Genomic DNA, 15,851 nt, shown 5'->3' with positions numbered 1-15,851 from the left:
TGTGCTCACCGAGAAGCTGCGCGTCGCCAGGCGACGGCTGTACCTCTTTGATACCTCTCCACTTCGCAGCGGCAGGGCCCTAGCGTCAAGCCCGCCGCGCCGCTGAGCCGGCAAATAACCCGTACCCAGGGGCGCGACGACGTGTCCTGCCGGCCGACGATGTTACGCCGTCACCCACTCGCCGCCGCGCATCAGCGGCTCAGCCTGCCCGTCCGCCGTGATCCCGTCCACGTCCACTTGGCCGGATCCGATCATCCAGTCGATGTGGATGAGGCTCTTGTTCGCGCCGCGGGCAGCAAGCTCCTGCTCGCTCATGGTGCCGCCGCCCCTGATGCATTTGCTGTAGGCCTGCCCAAGGGCAATGTGGCTGGAGGCATTTTCGTCGAAGAGGGTGTTCAGGAAAAGAAGCCCGCTGCGGGAAATCGGCGAGGAATTCGGCACCAGGGCGACCTCGCCCAAGCGGCGGGCGCCTTCGTCGGTCTCCAGCACCTTGTTGAGGACCGCCTCGCCGGTGCGGGCCTTGGCCTCCACGATCCGACCCGCCTCGAACCGCACCTGGATGTCCTGGATCAGGGTGCCCTGATAGGAGAGCGGCTTGGTGCTCGTCACCGTGCCGTCCACCCGGTCCTTGTGCGGGGTGGTGAAGACCTCCTCGGTCGGGATGTTGGCATTGCAGACAATCCCGTTCTTGGCCGTCGTCGAGCCGCCGTTCCACTCGTGATCGTCCGCGAGGCCGACGCGCAGGTCCGTGCCCGGGCCCTTGAAGTGAAGGGCCGCATAGCTCTTCTCGTTGAGCATCCGGGTGCGGGTTTGGAGATTGCCGTTGTGGGCCGCCCAGGCCGCGATGGGGTCGTCCGCGTCGACGCGCGAGGCGGAGAAGATCGCATCCCACAACTTGGCGACGGCCACGTCCTCCGGATCGTTCGGGAACACGGCTTTGGCCCAGGCGGGGGTCGCGGCGGACACGATGGTCCAGTTGGTGTCGAAGCCCGCGATGAGGTTCAGGGCCGGCATATAGGCCTTGGAGCGTGCCCGGTTCGCCCGCGAGACCTTTTCCGGGTCCTGCTGGGCAAGGAGCGACGGATCCTCGCCCACGATGGCAAGGCGCGCCGCGCCGTTCTTGAAGGCGCTCGCCATGCCCTCATAGAGCCAGGCGGAGGCCGTATCGAAGCTATCCTCCCGCCCATGGCGGAAACGCATGAGGGTCGCCTCCTCGTCGGAGAAGAGGGTCGTGACCAGGGATGCGCCGGCCTCATAGGCATGCTCCGTGATGCGACGGGCCAGGGCCACGGCCTCCAGGGGCGCCGTCATGACGACCTCCTGCCCCGGCTTCAGGCCGAGACCGACGCGCACCGCGACCTCGGCCAACCGGTCGAGCCGCTGCGCATGGGAGGTGGCCTCGGACGGATTCCGGAATTGGTCGTTCATGATCCTGCCTCATGGAAAGGGATTGCTGCCGGGCAAGCTACACCCCCTGGCCGCGGGTGCAAGCCTCAGGAATTGGCGTCCGGCCTCACTCCCCGCGGGGGATGCGGGTCACCACCTGCGGATCGAACGCGATGCTCTTGACGATGGCGTGAACCGCCCGTCCCGGCGCGATGCCGAGATGCTCGGCGGATTTGCGGGTGATCCGCGCCAGGAGGCGCTCGCCCCCGCAATCGAGGGTCACGTCGAGGCTCGGCCCCTCCCCGGCCGCGACGTCCGTCACGGTGCCGGACAGGATGTTCAGGGCGCTTAGGCCCTCGGGCCGCTCCAGGGCCAGGATGATGTCGCGGGCACGGATGCGCACCCTCAAGGGCGCGCCGACAGGCAGGTCGAGCCGTGGGACCGTCAGGGAGCCGGCACGGGATTCGAGGATCGTCAGGTCGAAGGCCTCCTCGTGCCGCAGGACCCAGGTCTCGACCAGGGCCCCGGCCTCGGCGGGGCCGGGCTCCGGGAAGAGCTCCGGATGGCGCAGGATCTCGGCCGCTGGCCCACAGGCGGCGACCCGGCCCTCCGCGAGGACCACCACGGAGGTCGCGAGCCTTGCGATCTCGGGCACCGAATGGCTGACGAGCACGATGGGCACCCGGCCCTCGTCCCGCAGGCGCTCGATGTAGGGGTAGATCTCCGCCTTGCGGGTGTCGTCCAAGGAGGCGAGCGGCTCGTCCATGAGCAGGATCCGCGGATCGGCGAGCAAGGCCCGGCCGATGGCGACCCGCTGCTTCTCGCCGCCCGACAGGGTGCCGGGCCGCCGCCCGAGGAGATGGCCGATGCCGAGAAGCTCCACAACGCCGTCAAAATCCGCCGCCCGCTCGCGGCGGGGGGTGAACCAGCGCCCGAAGAGCAGGTTCTGCCGAACCGTGAGATGCGGGAACAGGCGCCCTTCCTGGAACACGTAACCGACCCGGCGCCGGTGGACCGGCACGTCGATGCCTTTGTTCGTATCGAGCAGCACCCGCCCCTGGACGACGATCCGCCCCCGGTCCGGCCGGACGAGACCGCCGATGGCATTGACGAGGGTCGTCTTGCCCGCCCCGGAGCGCCCGAACAGCGCCGTCAGCCTCCCTTCGGAATGGAAGCGCGCATCGAGCGTGAAGGCGCCCTGCCCATGGTGAATGTCGACCTCGAGGCTCATTCGGCGGCGATCCTCCGCCGCACCCGCCGCGCCAGCCATTCGGACGCCCACAGGGCCGCCATGGAGAGCGCTACGGAGATGAGCGTCAGGCGCAGCGCCCCCGCCTCGCCGCCCGGCACCTGCGTGAGGGAATAGATGGCGGTCGGCAGGGTCTGGGTCTCGCCGGGGATGTTGGACACGAAGGTGATCGTGGCTCCGAACTCGCCCATGGCCTTGGCGAAAGACAGGACCATCCCGGCCAGGATGCCCGGAAGAATGAGCGGCAGGGTCACGAGAAGGAACACCCAGGCCGGATGGGCGCCCAGCGTCTCGCCGGCCTTCTCGAGCCTGCGGTCCACCGCCTCGATGGAGAGGCACACGGCGCGCACCAGCAGGGGAAAGCCCATGACAGCGCAGGCCAAGGCCGCGCCGGTCCAGCGGAACGAGAAGACGAGGCCCACATGCTCGGCCAGGAATGCTCCGACCGGCGCGCGGCGGCCGAAGACCAGGAGCAGGAGATACCCCACCACCACGGGCGGCAGGACGAGGGGCAGGTGCACCAGGGCATCGAGCGCCTGGCGCCCCGGAAAGCGCCCGCGGGCGAGGAGCATCGCCACGGCGATCCCGGGCACAAGGCTGCCGGCCATCGCGGCCGTCGCCACCTTCAGGCTCAAGGTGACGGCGGACCACTCCTCAGGGGACAGCCACGCGCTCAAGAGCCGGAAACCGGCCTGTCGAGAACCGAGAAGCCCTGCCGCTCGAAGATCGGCCTGGCTTTCGGCGAGCGCAGGAAGTCGAGGAAGGGCTTTGCGTCGGGCCGGGCCGTCCTGGTCAGCGCCACCGGATAGACGATGGGTGGGTGGGTCCCTTCGGGAAACGTGCCGACGATCCTGACCCCGGGATCCGCGGCGGCATCCGTCCGGTAGACGATCCCGAGCGGCGCCTCGCCGCGGGACACGAAGAGCAAAGCGGCGCGCACGTTCTCGGCCTGGGCGACGCGATCCTTGACGCTCTCCCACGCGCCGAGCTTTTCGAGTGCCGCCTTGCCGTATTTGCCGGCCGGCACCGCCGTCACGTTGGCTATGGCGAGACGCCCGCCCTTGAGCGCCGCCGCGAGATCGACGCCCGGCTCGAGCGCGATGTCGGCGCCCTCGTCCCTCGGGGCGATCAGCACGAGGGCGTTGCCGAGAAGGTTCATGCGGCTCGCAGGATCGATGAGCCCTTTGGACGCGACCTCGTCCATCCAATCGAGATCGGCCGAGACGAAGATGTCCGCGGGCGCGCCCGCCTCGATCTGCTTGGCGAGGACGTTGCTGCCCGCGTAAGAAATCGCGGCCGTCCGGCCGGTGTCCCGCTGCCAGGCGGCGTTGGCTTCGTCGAGGGCGTTCTTGAGGCTCGCGGCCGCAAAGACCACCACGTCCTGATCCTGCGCACCTGCGGGAGCCGACAGGACCATGACCGCGACGAGACCCGCAAAGGCGGTTCGGAACAGCTTCGACATCCGGTGCGTCGCCATGGAACGGCCCTCTCGTTTCGGCCGCATCCTATCCGAGCGGCGGCGCTCTTCAAGCCGCGCGGCGACGGGGCTCCGGCTTGGGGGCAAGCTTCCGCAGGACGGAGCGCCCCAACCTGTAGCCGAGCAGCGCGAGAACGATGGCCGTATAGACCAGCGGCTCCGGCGGCCAGGATTTCACGACGAGCAGGAAGTGCAGCACCGCCCCGATGGCCGCGACATAGACGAGCCGGTGCAGACGCGCCCAGGCCTGCCCGCCGAGACGCCGAATGGAGGCGTTGTTCGACGTGACGGCCAGGGGAACCAGGATAAGGAAGGTCGCCATGCCGATGGTGATGTAGGGCCGCTTCACGAGATCGGCCCAGATCGCCTCGAAATCGAGCCCCTGATCGAGGACCAGATAGGTCGTCCAGTGCAGGGCCGCATAATAGAAGCACAACAACCCGAGGGCGCGCCGGTAGCGCAGGAGGTTGATGCCGAGGATCTGGCGCAGGGGCGTGATCGCCAGCGTCGCCACGAGGAAGCGCAGCGCCCACAGGCCCAGAGACTGCTCCAGGTAGCGCATGGGATCGGCGCCGAGATTGTCGTTGATCCCCTGATAGAACAGCCACACGGCCGGCACGAAGCCGACTACGTAGAGGAGGAGCTTCGGCACGCGGAGGGCGGAGGCGCCCGCCCGCGCGGCCGGTTTCGGGCTGCGGGCATCCATCAGTAGAACTTCCGAAGGTCCATGCCGGAATAAAGCTGCGCCACCTGGTCGGCATAGCCGTTGAAGGGCAGCGTCTGACGCCGCTTCACGAACAGCCCGCCCTCCCCGATCCGCCGCTCGGTCTTCTGGCTCCAGCGCGGATGGTCCACACTCGGATTCACGTTGGCATAGAAGCCGTATTCGTCCGGCGCCTGCTTGTTCCAGGAGGTCTCCGGCTGCTTCTCGACGAGGCGGATCCGCGTGATCGACTTGATGCCCTTGAAGCCGTATTTCCACGGCACCACGAGGCGGATGGGAGCGCCGTTCTGGTTCGGCAACCGCTCCCCATAGAGGCCGACGGCCAGGATGGTGAGGGGATGCATCGCCTCGTCAAGCCGCAGGCCCTCCACATAGGGCCAGTCGAGGACCGGAAACATGGATTGCAGCCCCGGCATCTCCTCGGGCCGGTAGGCAGTCTCGAAGGCCACGTATTTCGCGTTGCCGAGGGGCTCGACGCGCTTGAGCACATCGGCGAGCGGGAACCCGTCCCAGGGGATGACCATCGACCACCCTTCGACGCAGCGCATCCGGTAGATGCGCTCCTCCAGGGCCGAGCCCTTGATGAGGTCGTCGACGGAAAACTCCGCCGGCTTGGCCACGAGCCCGTCCACCTTCACGGTCCAGGGCGAGGTCTTGAGGGTGTGGGCATGGGCGACCGGCGCACCCTTGTCCACGCCGAACTCGTAGAAATTGTTATAGCTCGTCACGTCCTGAAGGCTGGTGAGCTTCTCGTCCGTCGAGAATGGGCTCTTCTGGGTCGCGAGCGACGCGGCCTGAACCTGGCCGGACAGGCCGGACGCCAGGGCAAGACCGGCTGCACCGGCGAAGAGCTGGCGACGGTTGAGATAATCGCTCCGAGGGGTGATCTCGGACGGCGGGATGTCTGAAGGACGGCGGATCTGCACGACGATGGCACCTCGTTTGAACCCATGCCTCCTGGGTTACACCCGAGCAGCCGCGCCGTGATCTCACGTTTGCGTTATAAGGTCCGCTTTCCGGAGAGGATCCGCGTCTGCGCCACCGATCCCGGCGTCAGGCCGTGGCCACCCGTTTTCCCTGCCCATCGAACAAATGTGCCTGATGGGCCAAGGGCTTGAGGGCGATGGTCTCGGACGGCTTGAGGGAGACCCGGTCCCGCACCACCACGGTAAGGTTCCCACCCTCCGCCTTGGCGATGACGGTCGTGTCCGAGCCTGTCGGCTCCACCACGGCGACCGTCGCCGGGATGGCACCGGGCGTCCCGGCCGGAACGATCTGCAGGTGCTCGGGACGGATTCCGACGGTCAGCGGGGCACCCTCGGCGAGATTCGGGCGGGCCTCCAGGGGCAGAGACGCCCCGCTCTTCAGGGCGATTCCCTGCCCGGCGAGCGTCCCCTCGATGAAGTTCATGGCAGGCGAGCCGATGAAGCCCGCGACGAACAGGTTGGCCGGACGGTCATAAAGGTCCAGCGGCGCGCCGATCTGCTCGACGATGCCGTCATGCATCACGACGATCTTGTCCGCCATGGTCATGGCCTCGATCTGGTCGTGGGTCACATAAACCGTCGTGGTCTTCAGGCGCTGGTGCAGTTCCTTGATTTCCGTGCGCATCTGCACGCGCAGCTTGGCGTCGAGATTCGAGAGCGGCTCGTCGAACAAAAACACCTGCGGGTCGCGCACGATCGCCCGACCCATGGCGACGCGCTGGCGCTGGCCACCCGAGAGCTGGCGCGGATAGCGGTCGAGAAGCGGCACGAGGCCGAGGGAGGCGGCCGCCTCCTTCACGCGCTTGTCGATCTCGGCCTTTGGCGTGCCCTTGAGCTTGAGCGAGAAGGCCATGTTCTCGGCGACCGTCATGTGCGGATAAAGCGCATAGGACTGGAACACCATGGCGATGTCGCGGTCCTTCGGCGGCACGTCGTTCACCACCCGCGAGCCGATGCGGATCTCGCCGTCCGTGATGTCCTCCAGCCCCGCGATCATGCGCAGCAGGGTCGACTTTCCGCAGCCGGACGGGCCGACCAGGATGACAAACTCACCGTCCTGAATATCGACGTCGACGCCCTTGATGATCGCAACCGGCCCGAAGGACTTGCGGATATTGCGGATCGATACATCGGCCATGATTCACTCCGTGACAGATCTGCGCCGTTTCACGGGGCGCCAGCATTTCCTTCGCCCGCCCACGGCTCTGCCGCCTGGGCGAACTTCCTGGTGATCTCGCGCGGGTTCGTGATGGCGGTGCCCACCACGACCGCATGGGCGCCGCGCGCGAAGGCGGCGGCGACGAGATCGGGCGTGTCGAACCGGCCCTCCGCGACGACCGGGACCGAAACGGTTCGGACCAGGGCTTCGATGAGGTCGAGGTCCGGACCCTTCTCCTTGAGCGCAGCCGTCGCGTCCGTGTAGCCCGACAGGGTGGTCGCCACATAGGTCGCGCCCTGCGCGGCCGCCGCCTGCCCCTCCTCCAGGGTCGAGACGTCCGCAAAGACCTCACGCCCGAGTTCATCGCGGATCCGCCGGATCAGGGTCTCGACCGGCTCGCCGTTGCGGCGCCGCGGCGTCGCGTCGATCCCGATGATGTCCGCGCCCGCCTGGGCGATGCGGGACGCATGGGCGAAATCCGGCGTGATGTAGACCGGGAAATCGTCGTCGAAGGCTTTGTCGATGCCGATGATCGGCATGGTGGACAGGGCGCGGATTGCCGCCACGTCCTCGGCGCCGTTGGCGCGAAAGCCCTTTGCGCCGCCGGCCGCCGCCGCGCGGGCCATGGCGGACATGAAGATCGGGCCGTGGAGCGGGTTGTCGACGCGGGCCTGGCACGAGACGACGAGGGCGCCTTTCGGAATGAGCATGGCCGATCTCCTATTTGACGGCACCGGCCGTCATGCCCTGAATGAACTGGCGTGAAAGCGCGATGTAGAGCAGCGTGATGGGCGCCGCCGCGATGGTGAGCCCCGCGAACAGCATGCCCCAATCGGTGGTGTATTCGCCCATGAAGGTCGTGAGGCCCTGCGGCAGGGTCTTGGCCGAATCTGTCTGGATGAAGACGAGCGGGAAGAAGAAGTCGTTCCAGATCGGGACCGCGTTCTGGATCGCCGCGATCGCCATGGGCGGCCGGGCGAGCGGCAGCATGACGGACCACATGATCCGTGGCTCCGAGGCCCCGTCGATGCGCGCGGCATCCTCCAGCTCGTTCGGCAGCGAGCGCAGGAAGCCCGCCATGATGAAGACCGTGGAGGGCAGGCCGATGGCCGTATAGGTGACGATGAGGCTCCAGCGGCTGTCGAGCAGGTTCAGGTCCCGCAGCAGGATGAAGAGCGGAATGACGGCGAGCTTGAGGGGCAGCATCAGGCCCGCGAGGAAAAACAGCAGCACGAGTGTGTTCGTGCGGGACTCGTAGCGCGCCACCGCGTAGCCCGCCATGGTGCCGAGCACCAGGATCAGGATGATCGACGTGCCCGTGACCAGGATGGAATTCACGAAATAGGTCGGCATCGAGGTTTCGCCGAGCACCCGCGTGAAGTTCTGAACCTGCGTGAAGTCGGGAAGCGCGAAGGGATGCTCGAAGATCTCGCCCGTCGTCTTGAAGGCTGAGAACACCATGACCACCACGGGGTAGAGCATGATGAATGAGTTCGCGATCAGGATGATCTGCGCCAGGAGTGCGAACGAAAGGGCCCGCTGCGGCGCGGCCTGAGAGGTCATGGTCGTCAAAACTGGATCTCCCGTCGGCGGAGCCACAGGGTGAGCATCGACGCGAAGACGACGATGAACAGGAACAGGAGCGTCGCAAGCGCCGAGCCCTGGCCGAAATTCTGGATGCTGGCGCTCTGGTTGCCGAAGGCCGTGCGGTAGAAGACCAGGCCGAGCACGTCCGTGGTGCCGAAGGGCGAGCCGTCGAGGCCGACCATCACGTAAGGAATCTCGAACCAGTTGAACGCGCCGATGAAGAGGAGCGTGAAGAGGATCGTGGTGCTCGGCGCCACGAGCGGCCACACGACGCTCTTCAGGAGCTGCCACTCGCTGGTGCCGTCGAGGCGCGCCGCCTCGATGATTTCGGACGGGATGCGCTGCATGCCCGCGAGATAGACCAGGGTCGGGAAGCCGATGAAGTGCCAGGCATTCGCCAGGATGAGGGCGCCGAGGGCCGTCGAGGAATCCCCCAGCCAGGGCTTGGCGAGGGAGTCGAGACCGAGCGTGTAAAGCGCCTGGTTGACGATACCGAAATTCGGATTGAGGAACAGCTTCCACAGGAAGCCGACGATGATCGTCGAGAGCACGACCGGGACGAAGACCGCGACCCGGTGGAAGCGGAAGCCGAAGGGCTCCTTGTAGAGCAGCCAGGCGAGGAAGAACCCGCCCCCGTTCTGGATGATCATCAGCGCCACGAGCGCGTAGACGTTGTGCAGAAAGGCGTTCCAGACCACCGGCCCCATGGTGGCCCCGAAGAGCACCTCACGGAAATTGGCAAGGCCGACGAATTCCCCGCGCGCCAGGCCGCGCCATTCGTAGAACGCGTAGGCGAAGGCCGAGAGGATCGGATAGACCACGAACAGGGACATGAAGACGATAGGCGGGATGACGAGAAACGCCACCCAGCTGCGGTGCTTCAGTGTTCGAGCCTGCTTCGGCGAGACGGGCATGGATCGGCCTCGGAGAATCGTGCGGAGAGCATCCGCGATTCAAAGACGCGAATCCCCGGGGCGCGAGCCCCGGGGACTACGAGGAATAAGCTTACTTCTGGAACGGCTTGTAGTAGGTCGCGATGCCCTTGTTGATCTCGGCCGCGGCCTGCTCGGGGGTCTGCTGGCCGGCGAGCATCTTCTGCACGTTCGACTGCAGCAGGACGGAGCCGCTCGGCTCCTGGTAACGGAAGCGCACGAGCATCAGGTAGGACATGGAATGCTCGGCGAGCTTCGCGACCTCCTGGGTGATCGGATCCTCGATCTTGATGCCCTTGATCGGCGAGAGGTTCTTCAGGGTGTTGGTGAAGGCCGTGCCGTACTCGGGGGTCGCCAGGAAGCGTACGAACTTGAGCGCCGCGTCCTTCTTGTCGGACTTCGCGTTCACCGCGTAGCCGCCGTCGTAATAGGTGGCGATGAGCGCCTCGTCGCCCGCCTTCAGGACAGGAGCCGGGAATACGCCGAGATCGAGCGAGGGGTTCTGGGTCTTGAAGTTCGCGACCTCATAGGAACCGCCCGCGAACATGGCCGCGCGGCCCGCCACGAAGAGCTGCTGCGAGGAGGGATAATCCACGCCCGTGAAGTTCGGCGCGAAATACTGGCTCACGTCCTTCAGTTTGGTGAGGGCATTGACGAAGCGCGGGTCCGTGAAGTTCGCCTTGCCGGACACGATGTCGGCTTCGAAGTCCTTGCCCAGCATGGAGGACAGGAGGCCGCCCACGATGGTCTCGTTCTGCCAGGCGGTCGCCGTGCCGTTCGAGAAGGGGTTGATGTTCTTCGCCTTGAGGGCCTGGCACAGGGCCATCAGCTCGTCCCAGGTCTTCGGCGGGTTAACGCCTGCATCCTTGAAGAGCTTCTTGTTGTAGACCACGAGCTGGGCCTGCATCGCGAAGGGCACCGCATAGACCTTGCCGTCCGAACGCAGGGTCTCGGCCGCGAGCGCGGCTTCGGGGAAGTTCGCCAGTTCCGGCACGTTCTGCTTGTCGAGGGCGAGCAGGTAGCCGGGCGTCGCGATGGATTCCAGGTTGCCGTAGGCGCGGGCCTGGATCACGTCCGGGCCGCGCCCGGCCGCGAGAGCGGTCGACAGGATGGTCTGGTAGTTCTCGGGCGCGTAGGTCTCGAACTTCACCGAGATGTCCGGCTCCTTCTCCTGGAACTTCTTGATGATGTCCTGGTAGAAGGCCTTGTCCTCCTGGCGCCAGCTCCAGAAGGTCAGCTCGGTCTTGGCCATGGCGGCCCCGGCCGAGAGCAGATAGCCGCCCATGGCGACGCCCATCAGCATTCGTCTCGTCAGCTTCATCGTCGTTCCCCTCATTGTGGAAGTCTCCTCCTTTAACACCGAAAGACCTGCCGTTTGAGGTCCGTCTTTCGGAATTCCTTGATTCTTAAGGCCCCGCGGCGATCACCAGCACGGTGGCGTCGTCGTGGATCTTCACGCGCCGGAATGCACGGCCCCCATCGTCGCGCCGCTCGCGCTCGCGCAGCTCCTGGAACAGGGCATCGCCCTCCCCGGCCGCCAGGGCCGCGTGGAGCGACGCGTCCGTATAGGCGCCGAACACGTCCACGAGGCGCATGAAGCCGTCGGTCGCAAGCACGATGGGTGAGCCGGGCGCAATCGTCGCCTCGAACCGGAGCTCCCGTCCGGCCCAGGGACGGCGCGGGTTCACGACCCAGTACCCGTCCGGGTGGTTGAGCCTTGCGCGGTTTTCCAGGATCTGGCGGCGGACCGGCTCGGACATGCCGCTCGCATCGGAGCCGCCATCGCCGAGGGCCGCCAGGGTCATCCGCTCGAAGGGCTTGGACCGCTCGTCGGTCCAGCGCAGCACCGTTCCGTCCGTCTGAACCAGCGCGACGACGTCGCCCAGAAAGCGGCCGCTCACGCGAAGAGAATTATGGGAGGTTTCCAGCCCGAGCAGGCCGAGGCAGGCCGAAGGCCCGACATCCCCAAGGCCTGCACCTTCCTTCGCCGGTCCTGCGGCCGCCTCGAAGGCTTGGCCGACATGGGCCTGGAGGACCTCGAGAAGGTCACAGTTGGCACTCTCGGCGCCGGTGAGTTCCGGCAGGATACTCTGAATGGTCTCGGCCAGCCATGCCGCGTCGCTCGGAGCGGACCCGATCTGCCCGTCCGAAACGCCCGTTGCGCCGTCGACGATCCACGCATGGCGACCGTGCAGACCGCAACCATCCTCGTTGACACGAGTGCCGGGAAGCGATTGCCCGTAGAGGGACCGGAAGCGGGTATGAGGACCAGTTTCGCTCACGCTCACACTGGTCTCATATTGGTCGCTTCCTGTCCATAGTGGTCTTATGGGCTTTTCACATGAGGAAGAGCCGGATAGACGGCCTTCAGGAGGCGACTTCCTCCGCCTCGTCGACGACCGACCATTCGTGCGTGATCTCGGCCACCGCGCCAAGCATGATCGAGGCCGAGCAATATTTCTCCTTCGACAGGGAAATGGCCCGCTCCACCTTGGCGGGCGCAAGATTCCGCCCCTTCACGCGGTAGATGACATGGATCTTGGTGAAGACCTTGGGGTCGGTCTCGGCCCGCTCGGCCTCCACCTCGACGATGCAATCGGTCACTTGCTCCCGACCGCGCCGGAGAATCTGCACCACGTCGAATGCCGTACAGCCGCCGAGGCCGATCAGCAGCATCTCCATGGGCCGGATGCCAAGGTTGCGCCCGCCATATTCGGGTGCCCCGTCCATCACGATGGCATGGCCGCTGCCCGACTCGCCGACGAAGGCCATTCCGTCGACCCATTTCACCCTTGCCTTCATGATGTGCTCCTCGGCTTTCGTCCGGTTCGAACCATGCGCCTTCCCGGCGCGTGCCCCAAGGCGAATACTCCGTTCGGGCCCTGCCTGGAAGAGAGCCCGCGGAAGAAGCGGACGCGCTTGACAGGCCTGAGGGGAGCACCCAGTGTCGCGGGCCTGGCCCGCCCGCTCCCTTCAGCCGTCTTTCTTTCGGGAAGTCCCTTGCTGTCCTTCGCTCTCCCTGGTCGTCCGTTCCTCAAGATGCATGGATTGGGCAACGATTTCGTCATCGTCGACGGCCGCGCCGAGCCGTTCCGCCCCTCGGCCGAGGTCATCCGCCTCATCTGCGACCGCCACGAGGGCATCGGCGGAGACCAGCTTCTCGTCATCGAACAGCCGACCGTGCCCGGTGCCGATGGCCGGATGCGGATCTACAACGTGGACGGCACGGAGGCCCAGACCTGCCTGAACGCCACGCGCTGCGTCATCTGGCTCCTGCTTCAGGAGAGCCGGAAAGGTTCGGTCGTGCTCGAGACCCTCGGCGGCGCCATCGAAGGCTCCAGCCCGGATGCCGAAAGGGTCGCCCTCCGGCTCGGAGCCCCGCGCTGGGACTGGGACGCCATCCCGCTGGCGGAGTCCCGGGACACCCTTCGCCTCGACCTGGCGTCCGGCCCCCTCGCGGAGCCGACCGCCCTCAGCCTGGGCAACCCGCATCTCGTCTGCTTCGTGGCGGACCGGGATGCCGTCGACGTTCCCCGTTGGGCGCCGGCGCTCCAGAATGCCCCTCTCCTGCCCGAGGGTGCCAATATCGGCGTGGCGGAACTCGTCGCGCCGGACAGGCTCCGCCTCGTCGTCTGGGAGCGGCCCGGCATCCTGACCCGCGCCTGCGGAAGCGGAGCCTGCGCGGCCGTGCTGGCGGCACGCCGTCGGGGCCTGACGTCGGAGAGCCGCGTTGCCGTGGACATGCCCGGCGGCCTCCTGGAGGTCGAAGTCCGGGACGATGACGGGCTCGTCCTGACCGGCCCGGTGGCGGTCGCGTTCTCCGGACATATCCCCGAGACCATGCAACGGGCCGGCGCGGCTCCAGACAAGGAGAGCCGGCCATGACGGCGATTTCCCGCGTGGGCGTTGCGGCCCGCTACAGCGATCTCGTCATCAAGGACGGCGTGGCGTACTTCTCCGGCTATGTGCCGGAGACGACCCTGGGCGGGTCCGTCACCGAACAGACGAAGGACATTCTCGACCAGATCGCCCAATCGCTCGCCGAAATCGGCAGCGACAAGACGCGGCTTCTCAGCGCCACGATCTGGCTGTCGGATATCGGAAGCTTCGACGAGATGAATGCTGTCTGGGACGCCTGGGTCGCGCCCGGCCACACCCCGGCCCGCGCCTGCGTAGAGGCGAAGCTCGCGGATCCGGACTACGCCCTCGAAATCCAGGTCACGGCCGCTCTCTAGAGCATCGTGCGGACCCAGAGGGCCGCGTCAGCGAAAAGTGGACCCGGTTTCCGCCCCGAACGATGCTCCAGCCCAGAGAAGAAGCATCGGATTGATCCCAAAAGTGGGTCCACTTTTGGGTCCGATGCTGTAGGGCGAACTTGTGGGCGGCTTCCAACGCCCGGTGCCCGACCACCGAAGGATATTCATCGCCTCTACGAAGTTTCGGCAAACGCCCGCCCGTTTAAGCCAGGATTGATTTGTGGGTTCGTCTTACACACCCGGACGGCATTCGAAGAGTGGACATGACCGAACACAAAGGATTACCCGTTCTTGCCTTTGCGTCGCGCGACGCTTGGGAAAGTTGGCTGGCAGAACACGGGTCCGCCTCACGAGGCATTTGGATGAAGCTTGCCAAGAAAACATCCGGCATCGCCGGCGTCGGCAAATCCGAGGCTATCGAGGCAGCGCTCGCCTTCGGGTGGATCGACGGGCAGCTTGACCGGTTCGACGACCAATTCTGGCTCGTGCGCTTTACCCCGCGTGGACCCAGGAGCAAGTGGTCACAGGTCAATGTGGAGACAGCCACAAGGCTTTCAGCCGCTGGACGGATGACTCCGGCGGGACTTGCCGAGGTCGAGAAGGCCAAGGCTGATGGCCGCTGGGACGCCGCTTATGCTCCGCAGAGCAAAGCCGAGATCCCAGATGACCTGCAGGCTGCCCTTGATGCCGAGCCGGCCGCGAAGGCATTCTTTTCGACGCTGAAGGGCGCTAATCGATACGCCGTCCTCTACCGGATCCATGACGCGAAGACGGAAAAGACCCGTGCGGCGCGAATTGAAAAATTCGTCTCGATGCTGGCGCTCGGACAAACGATCTATCCAACGAAATCCTCATGATCCCGCTCAATGTTGAAGGCCTGCCCGTAATCTTGAGCGGACCTGCGGCTTGGATTCCAAGCGTCAGAAATCATCCACCGGACCATCGGTCGTAAAGTGGAAACCGGCTTTGCCGGAAAAGGTGCTCGAGACCGGAAACCCGAAATCTCGGGCGTGAGTTCGATCTCACGGCCGCTCTTTAGAGCAGAGACGTGCCGGTCCAGGACGGGGGATCGCTCGCCGGGAAGGATTCGAGATCCGCTTCCTCGACCGCATCGAGCCGCGCCTCGTCGGATACCGTCGAGAATTCGGTGTGGCCGAACCCCTTCCGGTAATCGAGGACCGAGAACACCTCCGGGTCGATCCGGTAGAGCGCCACGCCTTCGAGTCCTTCCGTGGCATATTGGGCGAGCTGGGGAAACTTGGCGAGCATCAACCGCACCGCCTGCTGGATCGCAGCAGGATCCGTCAGGCGCTCTGCCCGCCCGGCAAAGGACAGGCCCCGAATCTGCTCCCAATTCTCGTACGGAAGGGTGACGGCGGCAGAGACCCGGGCATCGTGGGCGATGTTCTGGGCCTTCTGGGACTGGTCCGCACAGCCGAAATAGATGTGAAAGCCGCTGCTGGCATAGGACACCGTCGTGGCTTGAGGATAGCCGTCCTGCCGGATCGTCGCGAGGGTGAGGTCCTGGGCCCGATTCAGGATATCGACAATCTCACGCCGTAAGGTTTCGTCCATGGTCGTATGCCTCCCATGCGCCGAAGGATCCTACCACAACGGAATGCCCTTGGCTCCCCTACGTCAGGAGCGCGATCCTCAGACGGGCAACGAACGGCCGCCAAAAGACTTCCAAGCATCCAAAAGAAGAAAAATGTAAAAAAAATTTACCCTAAGCTTTTGAAATAACGATAGAAACAAATTTGTAACATAATCCACTCTTCACCCGGAGAGCAGACAATTTTCTGTTTCCGAGGGAAAACGGCACCAAGGCAGAAACATGGAGGTCGAGATGACCCAGGACTTCGATCTGATTGGCGCTCTGACAAGCTTCTCGGTTGGCACGCTCGACGGCCGCGATGCGATGATGGTCATCGAGATTGCCGCAACGCCCGACGATTTCGCCCGTGGCATTCGCCACCAGATGCCCGTGGCCATGACGGCGGACCGGGCTCGCGAACTCGGCGAGGCGCTGTTGATGGCCGCCGAAGCGGCTCTCATGGGCGACGCGCCGAGCAACAGCGTCAACTGATCCCCTCCC

At 65.7% G+C, this 15,851-nt stretch carries 18 protein-coding genes; 4 read left to right on the top strand and 14 right to left on the bottom strand.

Translation table 11 applies throughout. The annotated features are described in order from the left end of the window. Positions 1-162: 162 nt before the first annotated feature. From C4E04_RS06395 to C4E04_RS06335, 13 genes are all read right to left on the bottom strand, one after another. A complete protein-coding gene (locus C4E04_RS06395; protein ID WP_109596005.1) occupies positions 163-1,428 on the bottom strand; it encodes an aminopeptidase in 1,266 nt (421 codons plus the stop codon). An 85-nt stretch (positions 1,429-1,513) separates the two neighbouring features. Next, positions 1,514-2,617: a molybdenum ABC transporter ATP-binding protein gene (modC, locus tag C4E04_RS06390; protein ID WP_109596004.1), complete on the bottom strand. Its 1,104-nt coding sequence runs from the start codon at positions 2,615-2,617 to the stop codon at positions 1,514-1,516. After that, positions 2,614-3,312: a molybdate ABC transporter permease subunit gene (gene modB, locus C4E04_RS06385; protein ID WP_109596003.1), complete on the bottom strand. Its 699-nt coding sequence runs from the start codon at positions 3,310-3,312 to the stop codon at positions 2,614-2,616. The genes modC and modB overlap by 4 nt, the downstream gene beginning before the upstream one ends. Next, complete coding sequence (gene modA / locus C4E04_RS06380; protein WP_109596002.1) at positions 3,309-4,112, bottom strand: molybdate ABC transporter substrate-binding protein; 804 nt, start codon at positions 4,110-4,112, stop codon at positions 3,309-3,311. The genes modB and modA overlap by 4 nt, the downstream gene beginning before the upstream one ends. 49 nt (positions 4,113-4,161) lie before the next feature. Next, positions 4,162-4,818, bottom strand: a complete 657-nt coding sequence (msrQ, locus tag C4E04_RS06375) for a protein-methionine-sulfoxide reductase heme-binding subunit MsrQ (RefSeq protein ID WP_109596001.1) — start codon at positions 4,816-4,818, stop codon at positions 4,162-4,164. Further along, on the bottom strand, positions 4,818-5,762 hold the full coding sequence (msrP, locus tag C4E04_RS06370) for a protein-methionine-sulfoxide reductase catalytic subunit MsrP (protein ID WP_109596000.1): 945 nt from the start codon (positions 5,760-5,762) through the stop codon (positions 4,818-4,820). Before msrP ends, msrQ begins: the two co-directional genes overlap by 1 nt. A gap of 127 nt (positions 5,763-5,889) precedes the next feature. Then, a complete protein-coding gene (locus C4E04_RS06365; protein ID WP_109595999.1) occupies positions 5,890-6,960 on the bottom strand; it encodes an ABC transporter ATP-binding protein in 1,071 nt (356 codons plus the stop codon). Between the two features lie 29 nt (positions 6,961-6,989). Further along, positions 6,990-7,691: an N-acetylmannosamine-6-phosphate 2-epimerase gene (locus C4E04_RS06360; protein ID WP_109595998.1), complete on the bottom strand. Its 702-nt coding sequence runs from the start codon at positions 7,689-7,691 to the stop codon at positions 6,990-6,992. Positions 7,692-7,701: 10 nt separating this feature from the next. Next, entirely contained in the window at positions 7,702-8,544 is an 843-nt protein-coding gene (locus tag C4E04_RS06355) for a carbohydrate ABC transporter permease (protein ID WP_109600849.1), read from the bottom strand. A gap of 5 nt (positions 8,545-8,549) precedes the next feature. Beyond that, complete coding sequence (locus C4E04_RS06350) at positions 8,550-9,482, bottom strand: carbohydrate ABC transporter permease (protein ID WP_109595997.1); 933 nt, start codon at positions 9,480-9,482, stop codon at positions 8,550-8,552. Between the two features lie 91 nt (positions 9,483-9,573). Continuing rightward, a complete protein-coding gene (locus C4E04_RS06345) occupies positions 9,574-10,821 on the bottom strand; it encodes an extracellular solute-binding protein (protein ID WP_109595996.1) in 1,248 nt (415 codons plus the stop codon). 85 nt (positions 10,822-10,906) lie between these two features. Continuing rightward, positions 10,907-11,788, bottom strand: a complete 882-nt coding sequence (locus tag C4E04_RS06340) for a hypothetical protein (protein WP_109595995.1) — start codon at positions 11,786-11,788, stop codon at positions 10,907-10,909. A gap of 79 nt (positions 11,789-11,867) precedes the next feature. Next, positions 11,868-12,302 carry an OsmC family protein gene (locus tag C4E04_RS06335; RefSeq protein WP_109595994.1) on the bottom strand — a complete coding sequence of 145 codons (435 nt, stop codon included), beginning with the start codon at positions 12,300-12,302 and terminating at the stop codon, positions 11,868-11,870. Between the two features lie 198 nt (positions 12,303-12,500). On the opposite strand from C4E04_RS06335, the gene dapF reads away from it, so the two are divergent. From dapF to C4E04_RS06320, 3 genes are all read left to right on the top strand, one after another. Continuing rightward, positions 12,501-13,385 carry a diaminopimelate epimerase gene (dapF, locus tag C4E04_RS06330; RefSeq protein ID WP_245416255.1) on the top strand — a complete coding sequence of 295 codons (885 nt, stop codon included), beginning with the start codon at positions 12,501-12,503 and terminating at the stop codon, positions 13,383-13,385. Then, positions 13,382-13,735, top strand: coding sequence for a RidA family protein (locus C4E04_RS06325; protein WP_109595993.1), 354 nt, complete (start codon positions 13,382-13,384; stop codon positions 13,733-13,735). Before dapF ends, C4E04_RS06325 begins: the two co-directional genes overlap by 4 nt. 284 nt (positions 13,736-14,019) lie before the next feature. Beyond that, positions 14,020-14,613, top strand: coding sequence for a YdeI family protein (locus tag C4E04_RS06320; protein ID WP_109595992.1), 594 nt, complete (start codon positions 14,020-14,022; stop codon positions 14,611-14,613). A 178-nt stretch (positions 14,614-14,791) separates the two neighbouring features. Here the strand turns inward: C4E04_RS06320 and C4E04_RS06315 are convergent, their stop codons facing one another. Continuing rightward, positions 14,792-15,331 carry a pyridoxamine 5'-phosphate oxidase family protein gene (locus tag C4E04_RS06315; RefSeq protein ID WP_109595991.1) on the bottom strand — a complete coding sequence of 180 codons (540 nt, stop codon included), beginning with the start codon at positions 15,329-15,331 and terminating at the stop codon, positions 14,792-14,794. A 271-nt stretch (positions 15,332-15,602) separates the two neighbouring features. Here C4E04_RS06315 and C4E04_RS06310 point away from each other — a divergent pair, with 271 nt between their 5' ends. Continuing rightward, positions 15,603-15,842 (top strand): hypothetical protein, encoded by a 240-nt coding sequence (locus C4E04_RS06310; RefSeq protein WP_162559298.1) that lies wholly within the window; start codon positions 15,603-15,605, stop codon positions 15,840-15,842. The last annotated feature ends 9 nt before the right edge of the window (positions 15,843-15,851 follow it).

Source organism: Microvirga sp. 17 mud 1-3, assembly GCF_003151255.1.
Lineage (GTDB): Bacteria > Pseudomonadota > Alphaproteobacteria > Rhizobiales > Beijerinckiaceae > Microvirga.
Note: the sequence above shows the minus strand (reverse complement) of the source record. Positions and strands in the feature narration are given on the sequence as shown.

Bases quoted from the DNA above. Each gene is read 5' to 3' on its own strand.
- C4E04_RS06395 (WP_109596005.1), bottom strand. From the start codon at position 1,428: ATGAACGACCAATTCCGGAATCCGTCCGAGGCCACCTCCCATGCGCAG.
- modC (WP_109596004.1), bottom strand. From the start codon at position 2,617: ATGAGCCTCGAGGTCGACATTCACCATGGGCAGGGCGCCTTCACGCTC.
- modA (WP_109596002.1), bottom strand. From the start codon at position 4,112: ATGGCGACGCACCGGATGTCGAAGCTGTTCCGAACCGCCTTTGCGGGT.
- msrQ (WP_109596001.1), bottom strand. From the start codon at position 4,818: ATGGATGCCCGCAGCCCGAAACCGGCCGCGCGGGCGGGCGCCTCCGCC.
- C4E04_RS06365 (WP_109595999.1), bottom strand. From the start codon at position 6,960: ATGGCCGATGTATCGATCCGCAATATCCGCAAGTCCTTCGGGCCGGTT.
- C4E04_RS06360 (WP_109595998.1), bottom strand. From the start codon at position 7,691: ATGCTCATTCCGAAAGGCGCCCTCGTCGTCTCGTGCCAGGCCCGCGTC.
- C4E04_RS06355 (WP_109600849.1), bottom strand. From the start codon at position 8,544: ATGACCTCTCAGGCCGCGCCGCAGCGGGCCCTTTCGTTCGCACTCCTG.
- C4E04_RS06350 (WP_109595997.1), bottom strand. From the start codon at position 9,482: ATGCCCGTCTCGCCGAAGCAGGCTCGAACACTGAAGCACCGCAGCTGG.
- C4E04_RS06345 (WP_109595996.1), bottom strand. From the start codon at position 10,821: ATGAAGCTGACGAGACGAATGCTGATGGGCGTCGCCATGGGCGGCTAT.
- C4E04_RS06335 (WP_109595994.1), bottom strand. From the start codon at position 12,302: ATGAAGGCAAGGGTGAAATGGGTCGACGGAATGGCCTTCGTCGGCGAG.
- C4E04_RS06325 (WP_109595993.1), top strand. From the start codon at position 13,382: ATGACGGCGATTTCCCGCGTGGGCGTTGCGGCCCGCTACAGCGATCTC.
- C4E04_RS06320 (WP_109595992.1), top strand. From the start codon at position 14,020: ATGACCGAACACAAAGGATTACCCGTTCTTGCCTTTGCGTCGCGCGAC.
- C4E04_RS06315 (WP_109595991.1), bottom strand. From the start codon at position 15,331: ATGGACGAAACCTTACGGCGTGAGATTGTCGATATCCTGAATCGGGCC.
- C4E04_RS06310 (WP_162559298.1), top strand. From the start codon at position 15,603: ATGACCCAGGACTTCGATCTGATTGGCGCTCTGACAAGCTTCTCGGTT.